Origin of the sequence: Pseudoalteromonas sp. SR41-4 (assembly GCF_014163985.1) — a bacterium.
GTDB classification, from domain to species: Bacteria; Pseudomonadota; Gammaproteobacteria; order Enterobacterales; family Alteromonadaceae; genus Pseudoalteromonas; species Pseudoalteromonas rhizosphaerae.
In genome coordinates this window covers 1-20,046 of sequence record NZ_JACJEI010000048.1, presented here as the reverse complement: position 1 = coordinate 20,046, position 20,046 = coordinate 1, and the positions used below count along the sequence as shown (strand labels likewise).

General features: G+C 41.8%; 21 protein-coding genes and 3 pseudogenes. 14 read left to right on the top strand and 10 right to left on the bottom strand.

The features are described 5' to 3' along the window. Positions 1-201: pseudogene (locus H5180_RS22315) on the bottom strand (IS110 family transposase); the annotation flags it as partial. 88 nt (positions 202-289) lie between these two features. On the opposite strand from H5180_RS22315, the gene H5180_RS22310 reads away from it, so the two are divergent. The 11 genes and pseudogenes from H5180_RS22310 (at position 290) to H5180_RS22260 (ending at position 10,905) form a co-directional block, all read left to right on the top strand. Next, a complete protein-coding gene (locus H5180_RS22310) occupies positions 290-1,726 on the top strand; it encodes a phosphoketolase family protein (RefSeq protein ID WP_310736517.1) in 1,437 nt (478 codons plus the stop codon). Continuing rightward, positions 1,723-3,243: a F0F1 ATP synthase subunit beta gene (atpD, locus tag H5180_RS22305; protein WP_182759156.1), complete on the top strand. Its 1,521-nt coding sequence runs from the start codon at positions 1,723-1,725 to the stop codon at positions 3,241-3,243. Before H5180_RS22310 ends, atpD begins: the two co-directional genes overlap by 4 nt. Then, entirely contained in the window at positions 3,227-3,622 is a 396-nt protein-coding gene (locus H5180_RS22300; RefSeq protein WP_310736516.1) for a F0F1 ATP synthase subunit epsilon, read from the top strand. The genes atpD and H5180_RS22300 overlap by 17 nt, the downstream gene beginning before the upstream one ends. Positions 3,623-3,646: 24 nt before the next feature. Then, the gene (locus tag H5180_RS22295) at positions 3,647-4,003 is read left to right on the top strand and encodes an AtpZ/AtpI family protein (protein WP_182731038.1); all 357 of its coding nucleotides are present in this window, start codon (positions 3,647-3,649) and stop codon (positions 4,001-4,003) included. Further along, positions 3,993-4,361 (top strand): ATP synthase subunit I, encoded by a 369-nt coding sequence (locus H5180_RS22290; protein ID WP_220493175.1) that lies wholly within the window; start codon positions 3,993-3,995, stop codon positions 4,359-4,361. The genes H5180_RS22295 and H5180_RS22290 overlap by 11 nt, the downstream gene beginning before the upstream one ends. Beyond that, a complete protein-coding gene (locus H5180_RS22285) occupies positions 4,351-5,037 on the top strand; it encodes a F0F1 ATP synthase subunit A (RefSeq protein WP_182759155.1) in 687 nt (228 codons plus the stop codon). The genes H5180_RS22290 and H5180_RS22285 overlap by 11 nt, the downstream gene beginning before the upstream one ends. Positions 5,038-5,115: 78 nt before the next feature. Beyond that, the gene (locus H5180_RS22280; RefSeq protein ID WP_145242870.1) at positions 5,116-5,397 is read left to right on the top strand and encodes a F0F1 ATP synthase subunit C; all 282 of its coding nucleotides are present in this window, start codon (positions 5,116-5,118) and stop codon (positions 5,395-5,397) included. Between the two features lie 3 nt (positions 5,398-5,400). Then, entirely contained in the window at positions 5,401-6,312 is a 912-nt protein-coding gene (locus tag H5180_RS22275; RefSeq protein WP_182759154.1) for a F0F1 ATP synthase subunit B, read from the top strand. Next, a pseudogene (locus H5180_RS22270) lies at positions 6,305-7,944 on the top strand (alternate F1F0 ATPase, F1 subunit alpha). Before H5180_RS22275 ends, H5180_RS22270 begins: the two are co-directional and overlap by 8 nt. Beyond that, on the top strand, positions 7,941-8,858 hold the full coding sequence (locus H5180_RS22265; RefSeq protein ID WP_182759153.1) for a F0F1 ATP synthase subunit gamma: 918 nt from the start codon (positions 7,941-7,943) through the stop codon (positions 8,856-8,858). Before H5180_RS22270 ends, H5180_RS22265 begins: the two are co-directional and overlap by 4 nt. Positions 8,859-9,279: 421 nt before the next feature. Further along, positions 9,280-10,905: a methyl-accepting chemotaxis protein gene (locus H5180_RS22260; protein ID WP_182731043.1), complete on the top strand. Its 1,626-nt coding sequence runs from the start codon at positions 9,280-9,282 to the stop codon at positions 10,903-10,905. 70 nt (positions 10,906-10,975) lie between these two features. Here H5180_RS22260 and H5180_RS22255 read toward each other — a convergent pair whose 3' ends face one another. The 3 genes from H5180_RS22255 to H5180_RS22245 all read right to left on the bottom strand — a co-directional run bounded on the left by H5180_RS22255 (position 10,976) and on the right by H5180_RS22245 (position 13,204). Then, entirely contained in the window at positions 10,976-11,383 is a 408-nt protein-coding gene (locus H5180_RS22255) for a phosphate ABC transporter substrate-binding protein (protein WP_145242880.1), read from the bottom strand. A gap of 10 nt (positions 11,384-11,393) precedes the next feature. Further along, complete coding sequence (locus tag H5180_RS22250; protein ID WP_182759152.1) at positions 11,394-12,539, bottom strand: porin; 1,146 nt, start codon at positions 12,537-12,539, stop codon at positions 11,394-11,396. Positions 12,540-12,835: 296 nt separating this feature from the next. Next, a complete protein-coding gene (locus tag H5180_RS22245; RefSeq protein WP_182759151.1) occupies positions 12,836-13,204 on the bottom strand; it encodes a hypothetical protein in 369 nt (122 codons plus the stop codon). Positions 13,205-13,299: 95 nt separating this feature from the next. Between H5180_RS22245 and H5180_RS22240 the strand changes: the two genes are divergently transcribed. Together H5180_RS22240 and ggt are read left to right on the top strand one after the other, a co-directional pair. Continuing rightward, positions 13,300-13,836, top strand: coding sequence for a GNAT family N-acetyltransferase (locus H5180_RS22240; protein WP_145242886.1), 537 nt, complete (start codon positions 13,300-13,302; stop codon positions 13,834-13,836). Between the two features lie 92 nt (positions 13,837-13,928). Continuing rightward, the gene (gene ggt / locus H5180_RS22235) at positions 13,929-15,599 is read left to right on the top strand and encodes a gamma-glutamyltransferase (protein WP_149981425.1); all 1,671 of its coding nucleotides are present in this window, start codon (positions 13,929-13,931) and stop codon (positions 15,597-15,599) included. Positions 15,600-16,028: 429 nt separating this feature from the next. On the opposite strand, the gene H5180_RS22230 is transcribed toward ggt, so the two are convergent. The 6 genes from H5180_RS22230 to H5180_RS23695 form a co-directional block, all read right to left on the bottom strand. After that, complete coding sequence (locus tag H5180_RS22230; RefSeq protein WP_149981424.1) at positions 16,029-16,364, bottom strand: hypothetical protein; 336 nt, start codon at positions 16,362-16,364, stop codon at positions 16,029-16,031. Between the two features lie 114 nt (positions 16,365-16,478). Beyond that, positions 16,479-16,805: a hypothetical protein gene (locus tag H5180_RS22225; protein ID WP_310736518.1), complete on the bottom strand. Its 327-nt coding sequence runs from the start codon at positions 16,803-16,805 to the stop codon at positions 16,479-16,481. Positions 16,806-16,966: 161 nt separating this feature from the next. Next, positions 16,967-17,329 carry a hypothetical protein gene (locus H5180_RS22220; protein WP_182759149.1) on the bottom strand — a complete coding sequence of 121 codons (363 nt, stop codon included), beginning with the start codon at positions 17,327-17,329 and terminating at the stop codon, positions 16,967-16,969. Between the two features lie 691 nt (positions 17,330-18,020). Then, entirely contained in the window at positions 18,021-18,389 is a 369-nt protein-coding gene (locus H5180_RS22215; protein WP_182759148.1) for a hypothetical protein, read from the bottom strand. Between the two features lie 102 nt (positions 18,390-18,491). Next, on the bottom strand, positions 18,492-18,956 hold the full coding sequence (locus tag H5180_RS22210; RefSeq protein WP_182759147.1) for a nuclear transport factor 2 family protein: 465 nt from the start codon (positions 18,954-18,956) through the stop codon (positions 18,492-18,494). Between the two features lie 304 nt (positions 18,957-19,260). Then, the gene (locus H5180_RS23695) at positions 19,261-19,398 is read right to left on the bottom strand and encodes a hypothetical protein (RefSeq protein ID WP_259399608.1); all 138 of its coding nucleotides are present in this window, start codon (positions 19,396-19,398) and stop codon (positions 19,261-19,263) included. Positions 19,399-19,870: 472 nt separating this feature from the next. Here H5180_RS23695 and H5180_RS22200 point away from each other — a divergent pair. Next, a pseudogene (locus tag H5180_RS22200) lies at positions 19,871-20,046 on the top strand (group II intron maturase-specific domain-containing protein); the annotation flags it as partial.

Here is a 20,046-nt window from a genome sequence, read left to right as displayed (position 1 = left end):
GCCTGCTTCATAAACAAAGTGTAGCGTTGCGCCAGGGTATTTAGATTCAAACTGACGAACAAGCTTTTGAACGGCAATTTTGGAAGACGAAACTCGACCAAGGTGAACAGGTTGTGCACCTCTATATTCTTCAATATAGGCGACTTCATTGAATTCTTTATATGTATCAAGTCCGATAAAAAGTATGCTATGTTTATTCATGTTAGCCTCTGCTGTTTAGTTAATTGACAAACTAATTATGGCTCTGGCTTTGAATTAAGCTAACCCACGAAAAGCGGAGGCTAACACCGTGTGGGAGTCATTATGTCTATTAAGTGACTGGTTAAGTAGTTACCGACCCCAAGAACTGTTTGACGAACGTGGTTGTTTGTTACCAGAGATAGCCGCGTTGGCGCCAACAGGTGAACGCCGTATGGGGGCAAATCCTCATGCTAATGGCGGTTTATTACTACAAGATTTAAAAATGCCCGATTACCGAGATTACGCCTGCGAGGTGACAACGCCTGGTGTACGCGGTGTGGGTGATACCCGAGTGCTTGCGCCATTTCTGCGTGACGTCACTAAGTTAAATGATAAAGAGCAAAACTTTCGGGTGTTTGGTCCCGATGAAACTATTTCCAACGGTTTGGCTGCCTTGTTTGAAACCACCCGTCGGCAATGGGATGTGACCACGTATGCGAATGATGAATATTTAGCACCGAGCGGCCGAGTGGTCGAAATGCTCAGTGAACACCAATGTGAAGGCTGGCTTGAGGGTTACTTGCTGACTGGCCGTCACGGGTTGTTTAACTGTTACGAAGCGTTTATTCATATTATTGATTCTATGTTTAACCAACATGCAAAATGGTTAAAAGTATCATCGGCATTGTCGTGGCGGCCTAAAATTGCCTCGCTTAATTATTTATTGGCATCTCATGTTTGGCGTCAGGATCATAATGGTTTTACCCATCAAGATCCGGGTTTTATCGATGTTGTAGTCAATAAAAAAGCGGAGATTGTTCGCGTTTACTTACCCCCCGATGCGAATTGTTTATTGTCGGTGATGGATCATTGTTTACGCAGCCGTCATTACGTCAATGTGGTGATTGCAGGCAAACACCCGGCTCCGCAATGGTTAACAATGGAAGAAGCTGAAAAACATTGCGCACAAGGAATTGGTATTTGGCATTGGGCTGGCAATCTTAGTGACGATGCCATTGAGCAAACGCCTGATGTGGTTATGGCTTGTTGTGGTGACGTGCCTACACTCGAAACATTGGCGGCAGTATCAATTTTGCGTGAATATTTGCCAACGGTTAAAGTGAGGGTGGTTAATGTGGTTGATTTAATGCGTTTACAGCCAGAAACCGAACATCCGCATGGATTAAATTGCCAAGATTTTGATGCGTTGTTTACCACCGACAAGCCAGTAATATTTGCTTTTCATGCTTACCCATCACTTATCCATCAACTTACTTATCGTCGCACTAATCATCACAATATCCATGTTCGCGGCTATAAGGAAGAAGGCACAATTACGACCGCCTTTGATATGACGGTATTAAATGAAATTGACCGTTTTCACTTGGTCATTGATGCACTCGAACGATTACCGCAAACCGGCGCTAAAGGCATCGAGCTTAAGCAGTTATTACATGAAAAGTTAATTGCGCATAAAAAATATATCAACAAAAATGGCCTCGATATGCCTGAAATTCGTGATTGGCGCTGGACTTCATCAGTATGACCACATCTGTCCTGCAACCCGCTGATAATAAGTTAAATATTGGCAGCATAATAGCAATACGTGGCAGTGTCATTGACGTCTGTTTTGCGACAAAGTTGCCGCGTATTCATTCAATACTGACCGTAGATCTGAGTGATATCGCGCTAGTTGATACAGAGCAAGTCGTTATTGAAGTGTTAGAGCAACGCAATGCCAAGCAGGTACGGTGTATAGCTTTAACACCAACGCAAGGGCTCGCCCGCGGAATGCAAGTTAAAGACAGTGGTAACCCTTTGTTAGCACCGGTTGGCAGCGGTATTTTATCGCGGATGTTTGATGTGTTTGGTAAACCGATAGACCGTCAAGGCAGTTTGACAGATATTAAATGGCGCTCGGTTCATCGAGCACCACCAACACTTAGTGAGCGCTCTACACAGTCGCAAATTTTCACAACCGGTATCAAAGTAATTGATGTACTCGTGCCGCTAGAAAAAGGCGGCAAAGCAGGGTTATTTGGCGGTGCAGGGGTCGGTAAAACAGTTTTGCTCACTGAAATGATCCATAACATGGTAGGCAAGCATAAAGGGGTGAGCATTTTTTGCGGTATAGGTGAGCGCTGTCGAGAAGGTGAAGAGCTTTATCGGGAAATGAAAGCGGCAGGTGTATTGCCTAATATGGTGATGGTGTTTGGTCAAATGAATGAACCACCAGGGAGTCGTTTTCGGGTTGGTCAAGCGGCATTAACCATGGCTGAGTATTTTCGTGATGATGAACACCGTGATGTATTGTTATTGATTGATAATATTTTTCGGTTTATTCAGGCAGGCTCTGAAGTATCTGGTTTGATGGGACAAATGCCGTCACGACTCGGTTATCAACCGACGATGGGCACCGAGTTGGCCAGCTTAGAAGAACGTATTGCGAATACCAATAATGGGGCTATTACCTCTATTCAAGCTGTGTATGTGCCTGCTGATGATTTTACCGATCCGGCTGCGGTACATACGTTTTCTCACCTATCTGCGTCCATTGTATTGTCGCGACAACGCGCCAGTGAAGGACTATTTCCTGCTATTGATCCCTTACAGTCAAACTCCAAAATGGCCAGTCCAGGTATTGTTGGTGAACGGCATTATCAACTGGCGCAAAAAGTGCGCAGCACTTTGGCTCAGTATGCTGAGCTTAAAGATATTATTGAGATGCTTGGCTTAGAGCAACTGTCGCCGGAAGATCGTTCTGTCGTTGGGCGCGCGCGTCGGCTGGAACGTTTTCTTACTCAGCCATTTTTTACCACCGAACAGTTTACTAATCATACAGGTAAACTTGTTAGTCTTGATGAGTCGTTAGATGGCTGCGAGCGTATCCTCAACGATGAATTTAAAGATTATCCTGAAAGCGCGCTTTATATGATAGGCAATATCGATGAAGCAAAACTAAAGAGCAGACCAAATAAACAGGCATCAAGTGCCACTGACACCGCAAGTACAGTGAAAAATGCCGCCAAAGCGGCTGGAGCAGACAATGAACATGCACCTTAAACTGCTTTTACCCTCACAGGTCTTTATTGATAAAACCGATATTAGCAACATTATTGTCGAAACGAGCAGTGGGTCGTACGGCTTATTACCGCATCGGCTTGACTGTGTGGCGGTGCTTACGCCGGGCATTCTGACTTTCTCAACCATCGCCGAGGGCGAAATATTCGTAGCCGTAGATGAAGGAGTGTTGGTGAAAACAGGACTCGATGTTTTGGTGTCTGTGCGTAATGCCCTAGTTGATAGCGATTTAACTAAGTTACGCGCCGCTGTAGAGCAAGACTTTCTCGCAATCAATGAGCAAGCCCTGCAAGTGCGTGCAGTAATGGCAAAATTGGAAAGCGGTTTTCTGCATAAGTTTGTTAGCTTTAAACAACAGTAAAGCGCCCTCAGCAAGGCAAATAATATGAATGAGCGTAAGTTGAAAACAGCTACTAAAGCAAAGCCGACATTAGCGACAAAAGTCGGCATTAAAGCCACTCGCAAGTTAAAAGCGCGCAGTCATTCGCAGCAACGAGTGTGGTTTGGCTTAGGAATGATGGGGTTAATTGGCTGGTCAGTCGCGATACCTACCTTAGTGGGAGCAAGTATCGGAGTCTATGTTGATGGTCATTATCCCAGTGAAAGATCTTGGACACTAGCCTTGTTAGTCGCAGGTTTGGCACTTGGTTGTTTTAATGCATGGCATTGGATAGAGAAAGAAGATCTGGCAATAGGTGAAGAGCACAAAGTCACCGCAGAGAAGGAACATAATGATGAGTGATACAGTGAACTTAATGCTGATCTGGTGCTTAGGTTTAGCATTGGGTGGTTTTTTTTTCGTAGGTCTTTGGTGGACGGTACAAAAAAGTATCCGTTCAGCGCATCCGGCGTGGTGGTTATTAAGCAGTTTGCTGGTGCGTATGACAGTAACTATCGCAGGCTTTTACTTAGTTGTAAGTCATGAAATGGCTAATGCGTCATTGCTACGTTTACTGATCTGTTTGTTTGGATTTATTTGCGCACGACTTATCACAGCCCGCGTGGTTACGAAAATGACGGCTAAATTGGATACACCAGTACAGCAAGTAGCCGTTATTGAGCAGCTTAATCCACATGAAGGATCGCAACATGCACCTTAGTCCCGATGTAGTGATTTATTGGCAGCTTGGCTTTGTGAAAATTAATGCAACCATTGCTTTTACATGGGCACTGATGCTGCTGTTGACCCTTGGCTCTATGCTGATCACTCGAAATATATCAACTAACTTGCAACGTTCGCGCTGGCAAAATTTTTTAGAAATTATAGTCACGGGGATTGAAACGCAAATAGAAGAAGTTGGTTTGCAACAGGCGAAAAAATACCTCTATTTTCTTGGTACCTTATTTTTATTTTTGGTTAGTGCAAGTATCTTCACTATTGTTCCCGGCTATGAACCACCCACAGCGTCACTCTCAACGACAGCGGCACTTAGTGTATTTATCGCGGTGCCAATGTTTGGCATTGCACAGCAGGGCGTTGTTAACTATCTCAAATCTTATATGGCGCCGACTATGATTATGTTGCCATTTAATATCATTAGTGAATTGTCACGCACATTGGCGTTGGCTGTGCGCTTGTTTGGCAACATGATGAGTGGTGCGATGATTATTGGTATCTTGTTGACCATCACCCCTTTTATTTTCCCTATCGTGATGACAGCACTAGGGCTACTAACTGGCATAGTACAAGCCTATATTTTTACTATTCTTGCAGCCGTCTATATTGCGGCCGCAACACAAACTCGCCAACCGGATAACAGATCAGACAGCAAGTGAATGCCACAATAATGAACATCAATTAATCTTAACATTACATTTTTGCTTACTTTAACAATGAAAGATTTTGGAGATCACATGGACAGTATGACAATGATTGCAATCGCCTCGATAATTATTTCGGGCATCACTACCAGTATTGGGTGTATAGGTCCGGCTCTTGGCGAAGGACGTGCAGTAGCTGCTGCACTGAGTGCCTTAGCTCAACAGCCTGATGCTTCAACGACCATCACGCGCACTTTGTTTGTTGGTCTGGCGATGGTTGAATCCACAGCGATTTATTGTTTTGTGGTATCGATGATCTTACTTTTTGCAAACCCGTTTTGGAATTATGCCATCGCGCAAGCCACAGGATTGTAAGCCATGTTAATTGACTGGTTCACTGTAGCAGCACAGGCTGTTAATTTTTTGATCTTGGTATGGTTGTTAAAACGTTATCTTTACCAACCTATTTTGCATGCTATTGACGACCGTGAGCAACGCATTGCCGATGAGCTCGATGCTGCTGCGGCTAAACAGCAACAGGCCAGCGCTGAGCGCGCTATATTTGAAGATAAAAATAACCAATTTGCTCAAGCGCGTGACACGTTATTACAGCAAGCAAAAGATGATGCTGATGCAAAACGACAGCAGTTACTGGCTCAGGCACAACAAGACGTTGCTGCATTACATGATAAACATCAAGCAATAATGGCCGCAGATGCTGAACATCTGACCAATATACTGAGGCGTAAAACCAGCGATGAAGTATTTGCTATCACCCGCAAAACCTTACACGACCTTGCAAGCGCAAGTTTAGAGCAGCAAGTCACTCAGGTATTTATAGCGCAATTAAGTGAGTTGCAGCCAGCGGCAAAAACGACGCTAGTAAAAGCACTCAAAGCCAGCAAAAAACCGGCATTATTAACGAGTGCATTTGAGTTGCCTGATATAGAGCGCGCTGCTATTGATAAAGCGATTAAAGCAACATTTGGCGCTGACATTGACTTAGAGTTTGCCACCTCAGCAGAGCTTATCAGTGGTATTGAGTTGAGTACTAATGGCCAAAAATTAGGCTGGAATATTGCTGACTACCTGCAGTCGCTTGAACAAGACGTTGTGGCGCTGCTAAAACAAAATGGTAAAGCTGTTGAGCAGGGACCAGCTGACAACAAAACCAAGCGCAGTAGTGATAATAAACCAAACGATGAGCTGCCTGACCAAGAGCAAGAGCAAGATAAAGGCAAAGTACTTACTAGCAAACCCATTACTAACATTGAAAACCACCATGAGTGATGTAACTAATACAACTAATACAACTAATAGCAGCCAATCTTCGGCTTTAATTCGCCAAGCAACAACAGCCTATCATAGCGAAACACTCGATAATATTTTCGACAACTCATTCGCTCTAATCGAAAAAGCTCGTAAGGCATTTTCGCCCCAAATGAAATCGTATGAGGTGGGTATAATTACCAATATTGCAACCGGTATTGCCAAAGTATCAGGATTACCCAGTGCCGGTTTTGAAGAGATGTTGATCTTTGCTGGCAATGTGCGAGGTATCGTGTTCAATGTCGATATAGAAGAGTTAGGCGTGGATTACTTGGCGATTACGCACATTTACAAGCTGGTGATGAGGTTCGACGCAGCGGTCATGTTATGGATATCGCTGTGGGTAATGAGTTATTGGGGCGCGTTATTAATCCTCTTGGTCAGGTGCTAGATGATGGGTTGCCTATTCAAGCCACGCAGCATTTACCAATCGAACGCACGGCAACGGCGATAATGGATCGCGCTGCGGTGACAGTGCCGTTACAAACGGGATTGATTGTTATTGATGCCTTGATCCCAATAGGACGAGGGCAACGGGAGCTTATTCTGGGTGATCGACAGACCGGAAAAACCGCGATTGCCATCGACACTATTCTCAATCAACACGATAAAAATGTGCTCTGTGTTTATTGCGTGATAGGGCAACGGGCTTCGAGTGTGGCAAAGGCCGTGGCGACATTACGTGAACAAGGCGCAATGGCTTATACTGTGGTGGTGGTTACCGAAGGCAATGAACCTGCGGGCTTACAGTACATTGCCCCATATGCAGCGATGAGTATCGCGGAATATTATATGCAACAGGGGCAAGATGTACTGATTGTTTTTGATGATTTAACCAAACATGCGCGCGCATACCGTGAACTGTCGTTGCTGCTTCGTCGTCCACCTGGGCGTGAAGCATTTCCTGGCGACATTTTTTATATTCACTCACGTTTACTTGAGCGCGCCACTCAATTAAATAAAGCACTTGGCGGTGGCTCACTTACTGCACTGCCTATCATTGAAACAGAAGCACAAAATATCTCAGCTTACATACCCACCAACTTAATTTCGATCACCGATGGGCAAATATATTTATCCCCATCGTTATTTGAATTGGGTGTTTTACCCACTGTTGATGTTGGTAAATCTGTTTCGCGTGTTGGCGGCAAAGCTCAACTGGCAGCGTTTCGGGCTGTAGCGGGCGACCTAAAATTGACTTATGCACAATTTGAAGAGCTAGAAACATTTGCTCGCTTTGGTGCGCGTTTAGATCAAGATACCGCAAAATCAATTGAACATGGCCGCCGTATTCGCGCCAGTTTACGCCAGCCAGAATCATCTCCGCTTCCAGTCGCTGAACAAATCATATTATTACTTGCTTTGACTTCGGGCCTATTTGATACCATTGCATTAGCAAAAATGAGCGCAGCAAAAAATGCTTTACGAGGTATTATCAATCGTTTGCCTGCTGAATTATCAACGCGATTAGCAACCTCAGGATCATTAAGTGACGAGGATCATCAAAATATCATTGCCCTATCAAAACAAGCGCTGGCGAGTATTGAAGATAGTAATGCGCCATTGCTGGCTGACGGCTCTGAACAACCATGAGTAATACCGCTGCTAATTTGCGTCATAAAATCGACAGTGCCAGCGATTTAAAAGGAGTTGTGCGGACGATGAAGGCGCTTGCCGCATCGAGTATTAGTCAATACGAAAAATCGGTCAGCTCATTAACTGATTACTATCGAACGGTAGAATTAGGATTAAGCGCTACGATACAGGCGGTTGATGTTAATTTACCTGCGGTGGGTGCAATATCGAACACAGATAAGCAGGGCGATAATATAGTCAGTGCTATTGTGTTTGGCTCCGATCAAGGTTTAGTTGGGCAGTTCAATGAAGATATTGCTGACTTTGCAATTAAAGCACTGGCCGATTTAGGCGCGCAATCTCAGACCATACAACTGCAAGTGTGGGCGGTGGGTGAGCGAGTCTACTCACGACTCGCCGATGCCGGTTTATCTATGGAAAAAAGTTTTACGGTGCCCACTAGCATAAATGAGATCACCGCGTTGGTTGGGCAAATTCAAATTGATAGCGAAACACACCTTGCTAATGCAAGCGCTGCCCGTGTTTATGTATTTTATAATCAGATGCAATCGGGCGCTCAATATCAGCCAATATCACAACGATTACTGCCGCTTGATCAAAAATGGCAACGAGAGCTAGCACAAATCCCTTGGCCGACAAAACGATTACCCGAAATTTTAGGTAGTAATGATATGACACTACGGGCATTGATCCGCGAATACATATTTATTTCGCTTTATCGCGCCTGTGCCGAGTCGTTGGCCAGTGAAAATGCCAGCCGGCTTGCGGCGATGCAGCGTGCAGAAAAAAACATAGAAGAATTATTAGACAATCTCGGTAAAGAATTTCATGTGCTAAGGCAAAGCTCTATTGATGCAGAACTAAGCGATGTACTGGCAGGTTATGAATTACTTAACTTGAATGCTGATTAAATAATCTATTAAGCCTTGTAACTCAAAATGAAGTTAGAACTAAGATATTTGCGTATTTCGCATCTTAATTTGTTGAGTTATTGAGTAACACGTTTTTTATAGTCAAGGTGATGTAATATTTGTTGATATTTCCAACATAGTGTAGCCATATTTCAGCTCTTTTAACGATAAGTTCTGCTATATTGAAATAAAGAGAGTATATATTGTTAATATTAGTTAGTGATTGTGTGCTCAAATAATAACCTTGCAAGCACAAAAACAACAGATTGCTCTAGTTATCTAGTTTTTATCGGGCGATTGATTTATTTTTTGTGCCTTTTGTGAACTTTTATGGCAATAAAGCTAGATAAATTAAAAATATAGTTAACACTTATAACTAATAGGCCGATAATACACATAGTTAAATAATAAGGTAGATCGCATGGCTTCAAGTTTGTCTTTTCAGGACCTAAGCATAAGTAAAAAAATTCACGCTATCACGAGTATTGCTGTTATCGCTTTTGTGGTTATTGTATTAATCAATTATATTTCGATGGTGGACAATCGGGGCTCATTAGACGAACTTGAAAAAACATCTTATCAAGTGGTAAAACTAACATCAGCGAACGTCGGGTTACTTGAAAAATTAGATGAGCTTTATACACAAGCAGTTACATTTGGCGAACAAGATATTGTTGATAAAGCAAAAGAGACGCTGACAGCATTAACTGAGAACCTTGACGCAATAAATAATATTAATAGTACCTACATTGATAGGCAAACACGCACACAGTTAACCGAATACGCTGCTATATCAACAAAAATTGCTAACGATATGATCAGTGGAACTGCTGACTTTAGTAAAATCCAGCAGCAAGCGCAATCTAAAACCAATATGTATAACTCGGTGTTGCAAAGTCTTAAAGCTGCTCAGCAACGTGCTGATGCGCGCTTTTTTGAGTTGGTAAAAAATACCAAGTCACGCTCTGATCATGCATTAACGTTAATGCTGGTTGTGTCATCTGTTTCATTGTTATTACTATTATTTATGGCTATTTGGATTGCTCGTGGAATTGCTGCCGCCGCCAGTGATGCGGCTGGCAATTTACGCTTATTAGGTGAGGGGAAAGGCTCTCTTAGCACGCAGCTTACAGTTCGTAGTGAAGATGAAATCGGCCAAGTTGCAATTAACTTCAATACATTTATAGCCTTGTTAAGAGAGTCGGTACTCGAAGTAATGGCGGTGTGTGAACCCTTGATGGAAAACTCAACGCGCTTAGTGCAAGGCATGGAACAAGCAGAAAATGCGACCAGCAAGCAAACCGCAGATGCTGAAATAGTTAAACAGTCGATGGAAGAAATGAAGCAAAGTGTAGGAGACATTTCACATTCGGCAGCAAGTGCCTCACGTGCAGCGCAAACGGCTGAGCAAGAAGTGGAACAAAGCCGTTCACAGATCCGAACATCGGTCACTGAATCTCAGACGTTAAGCGCTGAAATTAATCGTGCCGCTTCGACAATTAACAAGCTAGCGGATGATACAAAAAATGTAACTCAGATACTTAATGTGATCACTTCGATTGCAGAGCAAACCAACTTGTTAGCACTTAATGCTGCTATAGAAGCTGCGCGAGCGGGTGAACAAGGACGTGGTTTCGCTGTGGTTGCTGATGAAGTCAGAGAGTTGGCATCGCGTACGGCTAAATCAACCAATGAAATTCGTGAATTATTAAACACTTTAACCAGTGCTGCAAACGAGTCGGTTAGCGCTATGACATCGGCGCGTGATATGGCCAGTAATAATGCAACAGCTGCAGAAAATACAGGTATTTCAATTGAAAAAATTGCAGAGCAAATGCTTGAAATTAATGGTATGAACTCACAAATTGCAGCAGCCACTGAAGAGCAAACATCAGTTGCGGCAATGGTGGTCGAAAATGTATCTAATATGCATACATCATTCGAAGATACTATGGCTTCGCTTACTGCAGTTCGTGATGTGGCGAAGAACTTACATTACTTGTCTGATAATCTATTGGATGCGACGGCTAAATTTAAAGTCGAATAACCTTGTAGTTATAATAAAAAACGCCTTGTGGTTAGATACCACAAGGCGTTTTTTATTTAAGTTATAACAGCTAGAAAGTTGCGATTACTTTCACTGCATCACTCACTTTACTGCTATCAATATAGCCAATAGCATCGGCATTACTCGAAACAAAGTCGATCACCGCTTGGTCATTATCTAGTTTTTCTGGCGGTGTACCTTTACCAGTAAAAACCAATTTTGACCAATAGGCATTAAGTTGGCTACTTGATTTACCAACCACTTTGTCATTGAATTCATCAGCAATACTGTTGCCGTTTTGATTTACTGGATTTACTTTCACACCATCCGCGAATGACTTGCTTTTGCCAAGGTAGATTTTTTTGATTTCATCTTGGTCTATCGCGTTGGCATTACCTGTATTTACGATCACAGTAACGCCTGCAAACGCACTAAATGAACAGGCAGACATAAGGCCCGCTAAAATTAGTTTTTTCATAACCATCCCCTTAAAAAACCAAATCAACAGCAACGGCAATAACATCCGTTTCAGTATCTGAGATATCATCATTAAAACGGCTAAAATCAACTTTTAGTGCCGCAGATGGGTGAAAGTCGTAACGAGTTCCGATAGTGTATACATTACTTTGTGCACGAACACCATCGAGTGCCTGATTAATCCCATTATTGAGAGGAGGCACTTGGGTTAATTGATCAAAGCGAGATTTGTCATGTTTGTCGTCATTATCTTCATAAGTAAAATGAACGATCCACTCATCCATACGATAACCAATCGACGCATAATATTGTGATTGTTTTGCTAAGATACTTTTTTCAACTTCAAACTGTGTATATTCGGCATCAAATAATATGTTGTTATAGTCAATCGAAAAACCCACACCAATAAATGTACCGTCATCTTCATTTATAGCAATATCATCAGCTTGAGTTATTAGGCCGTTGTCGCGCAGTAATTGTTCAAGGCCATTAATAGCTTGTCCGCCAGCTTCACCATTGCTTAAATCAATAGAGGTTTCAGCAACTAAGTAAGCAGCGCGAACACTAAACCAATCATACGATAGAGTCCAGTTAACCCCTGCGATGTCGTTTAGTTTGGCTTCATCATTGTTTGTAACTGCTGCAATGTCACCATCAAAGCCACCATAAATGACTTGTAAGGTTGAATCCCAATCTCCTATTTGTGAAGTGTGCAGTAGGCTCAAGCCTTCATAGGTAGAAAATGGAATACTATAAACAGACTGCGGTGGTCTTACCCAGCGATAAGCATAGCCAACATCTAAGAAGTCAGAGTAGCGATAAAAAGGCACACGCATTTTACCCGCACTGAGTTGCAGCTCATCGGTAAATTCGTATGTTAAATAAGCCCATTCAAATTCGGCATCAAAGCTATTGTTACCACGGGCTACAATTTGTGCAGTTGCACTGAGCTTATCTTGTAAATCAGCCGATAATTGTAAAGCAAAAACGCTTTCATTTTTAAATGAAATGTCGTTGTCGTACCCGTATCGAGTTGTATTATCATCCAATGTTTTGCCACCAACAATAGAGGCAAAACCATTAATACGCACTTCTGCAAATGAGCTTGCAGATGCGCATACAGCACATAAAGCAATTGCGAGAGGAAGTTTTTTCATTGTGTATCCTAAGTTTTTAGTATGTTGATTTCAGCTAGAGTATAGGAGTAAATATGTGAATTATCGACAATTTAACAGTATCATTTTGATTTTATATATGTATTTTTTAAAATGAGGTAAGTGTGGTAGGTAACTTGAAAACAACCCGTACGATCAGCCGAGCTGATCTAATTATATTGCGAATGTAGGCTGCCCTAATAGCAGCCTAATCAGATAAAATAGGTGTTAACATCAACTCTGACGAGAAATTCAGTAATGCAGCGAACTATAAAAATAGCAGTTTAAAGTGCAGGGGGTTAGTTATTACTTTCTTTGTCATGTTCTTCACGTGCGGCTTGTAATTCTTCAACGAGCTGTTGGGCTTTTTGCTTGGTTTTTTCGGTTAACTCGCCTGCTGCTTCTTTACTTTCAAGCCAGGCATCTAAAGCCACCACTTTGCCATCATCATACATATCAAGGCCAAGTTTTTTACTTTCTTGCAGTAGCTCATCAAGTGATTCACCTTTAAATTGATTGCTGGTTTCTTTTACTTCATCCCATGCATCATTAAGTGCTTTTTTAACCTCAGCTTTTGCTTCAGCCGCTTCTTTTTTTGCTTCGCTGGCGTCTTCGCAACCGGTTAGTGCTACACAGCCTAATAAAACTAAACTTGCTAATTTGTTCATATTTGTTCCTTTGTATAATAATGATGTCCCGAGGAATATTTCCTCTGGTACAGTATTGATGGCAATCTTAAAACAAGCAATATACAGGCTAGAAAATGAATATACCTCGAACAGCACGACTTAATTTTAAATTAATGGATGAAAATGACAGTGCGCTACTGTTTGAACTCGATAACGACCCACAGGTTATGGAGTACCTTACTCGTGGCAAGACGACGACCATGAGCACCATCAAAGACGTTTTTATTCCGCGCATGCAAGCCTACCGCAATCCACAACAGGGCTGGGGGCTTTGGCAAGTTAACCTTAATGATAATGACAGCTTTATTGGTTGGATATTAATTCGGCCAATGGGGTTTTTTACTGCAGAGCCGGATTTTAGTGATATTGAAATTGGCTGGCGTTTTAAACGCACAAGTTGGGGTAAAGGTTACGCCAGTGAAGCCGCACAAGCCGTTGCCGATGTGATCACCGCCAATGCTGAGATCAAGGCACTTAGCGCCACTGCACTAAAAGACAATAACGGCTCGATTAAAGTGATGGAAAAGCTGGGTCTGCAGTTTATTGAACACTATACCCATAGCGACGAGTTCGGCGAGTTACCAGCCGTGTTATATCGAAAATTTGTGTAAAGTTGTTCATTGTAGTTTGACCCTTGTTAACTGAATGTGTATTAATGGGGTTAATAAAATAATCAAAAAATAAAATCAACAAGGAATTAAATATGTTTGCAGGTGTAAAACATTTACTGATTTTTAGTGTCATTGTAATGCAGTTACATATAACTGCATTGGCAGCTAGTGGCAAAACAGCTCAAGCAGCAGTGGCTATGCCCGATAGTTACAGTAGTGACGTAGCAAGAGCCATTTTGGAGCAGGGCGGTAACGCGGTTGATGCAGCCATTGCTGCGCAATTTGTATTAGCCGTTACTTTGCCTGAAGCGGGAAACATTGGCGGTGGTGGTTTTATGCTGATCCAAAAAGACGGGCAAGGCGACTTTATAGATTACCGCGAAACAGCTCCAATTGCCGCTCATCGCGATATGTATTTGGATGACAAAGGTAATGTGGTTGCAAATAAATCGATATACGGCATTCACGCCAGTGGGGTACCCGGTAGTGTGGCGGGTATGTGGCTTGCTCATCAAAAACACGGCACACTTGATTGGAAAACCCTTGTTGAGCCTGCAGTAAAGTTAGCCGAACAGGGTTTTATTGTTCACCCGAAATTAGCCAGCAGTATTGAGCGCTACATTGCCCGCATGGCTAAAAAAGACGTAACAATTAACTTTGCTGATTATTTTGCCAGCGCTAAAGCGAATCAAAACTTTAAGCAACCTGAGCTTGCAGCCACGTTAAAACGTATTCGCGAGCAAGGTAAGGCAGGATTTTATGAAGGAGAAACTGCTAAAATCATTGCCGATTTTATGGCTGAACATGGCGGGATCATTACGCAAGCGGATTTAAAAGCCTATCAAGCAAAATCACGTACACCAATGAAAGCAGCTTGGAACGGTTACCAAGTACTTACATCACCACCACCAAGCTCCGGCGGTATTGCAATAATACAATGGTTAAAAATGTACGAGCTGACTAAACCCAAAGCAGGGCTTGAGCATAACTCCACAGCATATATTCATTTATTAGCAGAAATTGGCAAACGCGTATTTGCTGATAGAGCAGAGTACTTAGGTGATCCAGACTTTTTTGATGTGCCAAAGAGCGAACTAATCGCCATGGATTATCTTAAAAAGCGCAGTAGCAGCATCACACTCGATAAAATATCGACGACTGAAAACATTAAGCCTGGGTTATATGAAAGCGAACAAACCACGCATTTTTCTATAGTTGATAAATGGGGTAATGCAGTATCGAATACCACCACCATTAATTTAGGTTATGGCAGTGGTGTAGTCGTTGCTGGCGCGGGTTTTTTGCTTAACGATGAAATGGATGACTTTAGTGCCAAACCTGGGGTGATGAATGTATTTGGCGCGCTCGGTGGTAAAGCCAATGAAATCCAGCCGCATAAGCGTATGCTTAGTTCAATGACGCCAACTATCTTACTCAAAGGCAATAAAGTTAAAATGGTTACCGGCTCACCTGGCGGCACCACCATAATAAGCTCGGTGTACGAATCTATTTTAAACGCGGTTGAATTTAATATGAGCGCCGATGAAGTGGTAAATAGCCCGCGTTTTCATCATCAACTTTGGCCTAAAAATGTCATACGTCATCATGCAGGGTTAGATGCAAACGTTGTTAAAGCACTAGAGAAAATGGGCTACACCTTAGACGAGCGCCATTTTGGTGATATGCATGTGATTATCGAACGTGATGGCAAACTAGATGCCGGCTCAGAAGCGTCAGGGCGCGGTAAGGCGATGGTGTTTTGATTGCAGCTTTAAGCGGTAAGTCATAAGTTGTAAGATTGCTTGGTGATAAATCAAGCGATTGTAGTTGGGGTGAGGGTAACGAAGCCCAATTACAAAAAGGTTTTAGGAGCTAGGTAACTAGGTGTTAGGGGAGTGACTCGTAGGCGCGAGTTTACCTCGCGCAGTACGCAGTTTAATGAAATTGGGTGTAAACGAACGACTCGCCTTAGCATGTGGTATCACCAGCACCAAAAGTAGGCGCTTGGAAGCGAAGACCCTTGTTGAAGCTCAAAAACAAAAGGAATTAACATTGCGCTAGGCAATGACTATTTAGCTTCACAAGGTTTAGCGTTATTGAGAAATATTTGGATCAATATTGATAACGGGAGCTGAACCGCCTATAGCACTTCCTGTTAATGAAAAGTGCATGATGGGTAGTGTGGAGGGAGGTTAGAGACCTCCAGTTACCCGATTAGGTGTACTTTTATAACTAGCTTTAAGGTCATTTATTTCTTTTGAACAGTATTTGGAAGCTATTTTATATAATTCTCTGAATTCTTTTTGCTCGTTATCATTTGTGCCTAATTCAAGAGTAATATTTTCAATTACGCTAGTGATTAAAGATAATTCATCGTGTTCTTGATTTATAATTTTTTTGCTGGGAATATTCCTTAAACACTCAGAAACGCCCAAAAATAAATCAATCTCCTTTTTCACAGCAATATCGTTATTAGATTGTGCAAAGAAAGAGATACTCGAAATGAGAAACAATATCCATATTTTCATGTGAACTCCTTGTACGGCTAACGCTTTGCCAAGAGGCAAATGCGAACGTTGTTGGGCTTTGCCCAGAGAGTATTTGTCCCAGCCGCGCTTTTTGCGGCGAACCTTGGCGGCTTGTTAGTTTTCGATACTTTCATACGTCCCAAGCCAGTCTGTGTGTTCTGGGTATTTAAGTTTATAAGCATTTATCTCAGCTTTAGAAGAGTATTTAAAATACAAACCGAAATAATCAGCTAAATAATCCTCACCGTTCCCCATTCGCCAAAATATATCAGTTGGATGACGATTAGGATATTTAATCCAGGGAGGTTTAGGTGGAGTATGCTTTAACTCATTATCATAACGATCCTTGAGCATTTTATCCCAAGTGGCTTTATGCTCAAGATACTTGTTCCATTGTTCATCAGTAGTACCATCAGATTTATCACTTGCCAATATTGCCACCGATACAAAAATTAAATTTAAAAATAATATGCGATATATAATCATAGAAAACTAATGCTCGCCTATGGGGCGATTATGAGTGTTTTGCAACGAAGTTGCAGCGAATAATTGTCCCAACCCAACTTGTTGGGTGAGTATAAGGCGCTTGTTATACATCCGAATTAAAGTCCACTTTGCCATCGTTGAGGATAAACACCTTTAAATACGATATTAATAAGTTCTTGCTTATTGATATGTCCTTTTTTGAACTTAAAGCCATAGAAAATGAAAGCGAATAAAGCGCAGAATGCATACATCGATACGCAAAGAAGTAAAAAGCACAAAGTGAACATTAACAAGACAGTACCGCCGTCATAGCTGCGAATTGGTATATCTGACTCGATCCCAAAACTTGAGGCAATGACGAAGAACAATGGGTATGCTACCGAAAACCCAACTAAGCATCCAACACCACCAACCTTCGCAGACTGTGAGTAAAAGTATGGTTTTAATTTTCTTTGGCTATTGATCGCTCGAATTAACACAACACTTTCCCTTGGATGTATAACGCTTCAATCAGCCGACGCGTGAGCGGTCGGCTGCATTGACTTGTGTACGCCCGACATGGGCATTGACTTATGAGGTGAAAGTCCTCTGTAGGAAGATCACCGTTTAAATAACATACTGTTATTAAACGATATACACTCGCGAATGGCAAGGGCTAAATCGCGAGAGATAGTCTGGAGGAAGCCGTTAGCATTCTTTATGATAAATAAAAGTGAGCTGATGAACAAAAACATCATATGAGGCGTAGGCTGGAGACGAGCTAGCACAAGATAGCGAAGTCATGTGATCTAACGACCACCGTAAATGATGCAGTTGTGCAGAGAAAGTCGATGCACCTGTTCTTTATAGGTAAAAAGGGGAGAGATCTGATAAACATGCATCCGCGCTAACGCTTGGAGGGGGGTTAGCGAACGACTCGCCATAGCCTGTGGTATCACCAGTACCAAAAGTAGGCGCTTGGAAGCGAAGGCCCTTGTCGAAGCTCAAAAACAAAAGTAATTAATATTGCGCTAGGCAATGACTACTTAGCTTCACAAGGTTTAGTGTCATTGAGAGATATTTGGATCAATATTCATTACGGGAGATGAACCGCCCATTGCACTTCCTGTTAATGAAAAGCGCATTATGGGTGGTGTGGGGGCTGGAGGTTAGAGACCTCCGGCTACCCGATTAGTTGTACTTTTCTTTGTTAAGCATTTTAGGTACACGTAGTGCCATTACAAAAGCCAAAGAACAAACAACTGCTAAATATGCAAACCATGATAATTGGTATAAACCGAGTAAATTACTTAAATTATGTGACATAAAGAAAACAAATAACGCAGAAAATGCTAAGTATTTTACGGGTAATGTTTCTTGTATTTTAAGCTGACCAAAATAAAAACCTACACCGCCAATTAAACCAGCAACTATAACGCTTAATGCTACACCTAAAATATTAATATCAACATCCGATTTATAGACCGCGTAGTAACGAAAGGCAAAACCGAAAACTATTAGAAACGATGTAAATAGGCTTGATTGTTTAAAAATGCTCAATGTAACTCCTTGTACAGCTAACGCTTTAAACAGCGGAAAACGCTAGCGTTTTGGCGCAGCCAGCGAGTGGTTTTTCGATGATTTAACTTATTAGGCAAACACTTACGCATGATGTCTACGAATATGTTTGATAAGACCATTATCATCAAACTCTAGAGACATTATATTAGTACTTGTATACTCAATGACCTTATCCATGTGGCTTGGTTTGACTTTAGCGTGTTCCGTATATTTGACGAATACCACATTGCTTCCAATCATCATCTGGTCAATTTTAATTTCACTGAATGTTACTTTGTCTTTCATCTTCGCAATCATCCCTTGTCGAAGCTCTTCCTTACTCGTGATAGTGACATTAAATTTCAGATGTTCATCAATAAATTCATCAGCCAAAAATGAAATGAAATGATCTATGTCTTCGACGGTAGTGTTTGGCTGTTGCCTCGCATTTTTTGCTTGTATGAATGCTTCAGCCTTTTGTTTTAATACACTTTCAGGCAGTGTCTCATCTGCAAGAGCAGATAGTGAGAAAATAATTAAGGTAATTAACGATATTAAAAATTTCATTGGACTATCCTTGTTTGCTTAACTGTTAAATGATGCGGACCCAAAGAACCGCATATTAATTTTTAGGGTTACTACTAAAATGCTTTGCATAAGGTGCCCTGATGGAAGATCATTTGCCACCTCCCATTTATCAGAGACCATATTGAACATCGTAATGAGTAAATAGCGGTTGTTTCACCACCTTTTACCATTACAGCTTTATAAAGTAACTGGGCACAATTTGGCGCTAAATGTCTCAATTCATATTCAGATGCACTGATCTTAGGTGGCAATTCTGATGGCAGACGCTCCAGAGCTTCTTTTTTCAAAATCGAACTCCAGAGCCACCAATTTCAGTGAACTCATCCGCAATTAGTTCATCCAATTCGCCGTATGAAGCTCTGGTCTCAGCCTTAAATAAATGCTCTTCTAATTCGATGAGCTTCGCCTTTAAATTTTCCACCAAATCTCCAAGTAACCCTAACGAGCCTGTAGAATAACCCGTTTTTAATTTATTTTTATTGATGCATTAACCATAGCCGAGTTCCTATTTTGATTCAATTAGTTACTTCGATTTTACGTAAAATATAAAAAGAGGATTTGCTGTTGCTTTAATTGGCGTTTTGGAAGGTATCAAAGGTGTTTGAGTGGCTTATTTGAGGTGATAAGGGCTTACTTTTATTAATGCATCGTGTTTTGCTGCTTTTCTATATTATGAACTAAGCAATACAGTTGCCACAGAATGAAGTGAGGCATTCACTTTCGTTTGACCGCGTAAGGTCAATTTATTCATGCCTTTGTTAACTGTAATATTCCGCTTTTTACCATAAGGAAAGCAGGCTCAATACAACCGAGTCTTTTACCATTCCTTCAAGAAAAAGCTGTCGTCGCGCCATTGGGCTGTCTATTTTGACCTTCATTTTAATTAGCTAACGGTGGATTTAGATCATTGGATCCGACGTAGGATAAGAATGTGCTACTGGCGGCAATGGCGTAAACCTCGCACCAAAGTACGCAGTTTAATGAAATTGGGGGTCAGTGAGAGACTAGCCATAGCATGTGGTATCACCAGCAAGGGGCCTTGTCGAAGCTCAAAAACAAAAGGAATTAA